Source organism: Lacticaseibacillus kribbianus, assembly GCF_020180945.1.
Lineage (GTDB): Bacteria > Bacillota > Bacilli > Lactobacillales > Lactobacillaceae > Lacticaseibacillus > Lacticaseibacillus kribbianus.
The window spans coordinates 1-1,790 of the sequence record NZ_JAIPUL010000009.1 but is presented as its reverse complement, the minus strand read 5'-3'; the positions used below and the strand labels follow the sequence as shown (position 1 = coordinate 1,790).

Annotated in this window: 1 protein-coding gene and 2 pseudogenes; 1 reads left to right on the top strand and 2 read right to left on the bottom strand. The window is 42.9% G+C overall.

Annotation, left to right across the window (positions count from 1 at the left end):
* Positions 1-121: 121 nt before the first annotated feature.
* A pseudogene (locus tag LE416_RS13030) lies at positions 122-571 on the top strand (transposase); the annotation flags it as partial.
* Between the two features lie 28 nt (positions 572-599).
* Here LE416_RS13030 and LE416_RS13240 read toward each other — a convergent pair.
* Positions 600-704 (bottom strand): annotated as a pseudogene (locus LE416_RS13240) (HAD family hydrolase); the annotation flags it as partial.
* Positions 705-768: 64 nt separating this feature from the next.
* The gene (locus tag LE416_RS13025) at positions 769-1,437 is read right to left on the bottom strand and encodes a type 1 glutamine amidotransferase (RefSeq protein ID WP_225049396.1); all 669 of its coding nucleotides are present in this window, start codon (positions 1,435-1,437) and stop codon (positions 769-771) included.
* Positions 1,438-1,790 lie beyond the last annotated feature (353 nt).

Here is a 1,790-nt window from a genome sequence, read left to right as displayed (position 1 = left end):
ATCGTCCCAGACGTATTCTGAACTATCTTCGCCCATGCGATTACTACCGATGCATGGCGTAACAGCCTAGACCACTATCAAGAATTCGTTATCATCGTTGCACTTGACTTGAAAATTGAGGGAGAGTAAAGACTTTGAAGCGACCTTGGATCATTACTTCGACTTGCATGGCCATTACCCAGATGAGGTGTTGGCAGACACGCTTTATCGCAACCGCGACAATCGAAAGTTGTGTAAGGACCTAGGCATCACCCTGTGCGGACCTAAACTTGGCGCAAAGCCCAAACACATTGATGCCAAGAAACGCCGCCAGGATACGGACGCAGAGAATCGACGCGGGGCCATTGAACGCCGATTCGCCTTTCTCAAAGGGTCAGTAGGCTTGGACTTAGTCAATACCCGAACAGCTGAGTCATTGGCCGTTAAAATCGATCAGGCAATGGTATTAAGCAATGCGCTGACATTCTTGAGAGTGTTTGCTATACCAATTTTAATTTTAACCACGAACGAAGGGCAAACCTATCGTTTCCGGTACAAATTTACTACTAGCATTGAGAATATGGTGGCCTAGTTGAACAGCCACTAAGTAAATTAGCTTGAGGGACTGGTAGAGTAAGTTCTCTAAATGCCGCCTGAGTGGCTAAAACGCCCGTTTTGCCAGAATTTGCTAGAGTCCCGTCAAAATCAAAGATATAATTTTGCAATTTAATCCCTCCCTATTTTACAGTAAAAGGACTATTAATTTAAACGACTAATAGTCCCTTTTGATTAATCTTCAGTAATATAATCTAAGATTTTAAACATTGTTTGCTGGTTTTCTTTTGGAACAGGCGTTTTTAGAATATCATCGGTCGTTTGACCCAATACTGAGTTCTTAATGTAAGGAAAGTCGTTAACAACCATTTCCCTAACATTATCCGCCTGAGGTTCAAAATGGAACTGTAACCCAACAATCCGGTGATTCATCACAAAGCCTTGGTTTCTTACGGCATCACTGGAAAATAATAAGTCTGCTTCTCGAGGAATCTCAAACATTTCTTCATGCCAATGTAAAGCTAATAGTTTTTCCGGTAAGTCTGGGATTACGGTACTCTTGCGATAAACCGGTGCCCAGCCAACTTCTTTAGCGGGCGCCTTGGAAACTGGATACCCTAATGTTTTAGTGATTTGCTGGGCACCATAGCACGCACCAAATAGTGGTACGTGCTTATCCAAGAGTTCTTGAATTAATTGCCGTTCCTGTTTGATCCAGGATAGATCATCATTAGGACTCATCGGGCCGCCTAAGATAACCAACATATCGGTTTCATCAGCAGTTGGCAAATAACCAAACTGATACGGGTGATAAATAAACGTCTGATGACCGTGCGCCTGTGCCCAATCTAAAATCGAACCAGGCCCTTCATTAGGTGTGTGCTGTAATATATTAATTCGCATAAAAACCTTCCCACACAAAAAAGTGTCAACAGCAATTTGATATGGGTTTCGCCTGCAACTGCCCTTATTATTAAGTAGTATAACAGCAAACACTACAGTTTTGAATGGTTACGGTTTGGTTGTTTTCATATTTCATTGTCTTTTATTTCTTGTGACTGACCTTCGATCCGTCGATTGTGATGATCGCAACTTCATTCATTCTTTCGCCTTCTCATCAAAAGATTATGCAGCGTAAATTGCAAGAACAAGTTAGCCAGTCGTTGAGGACAATCCCAGAACAGGCCGTTATCAAATAGAAGTTGTGGTGCTAGAGAGACTACTGGGCCATGCGGCGAACGCGCCGAGCTTCGGCC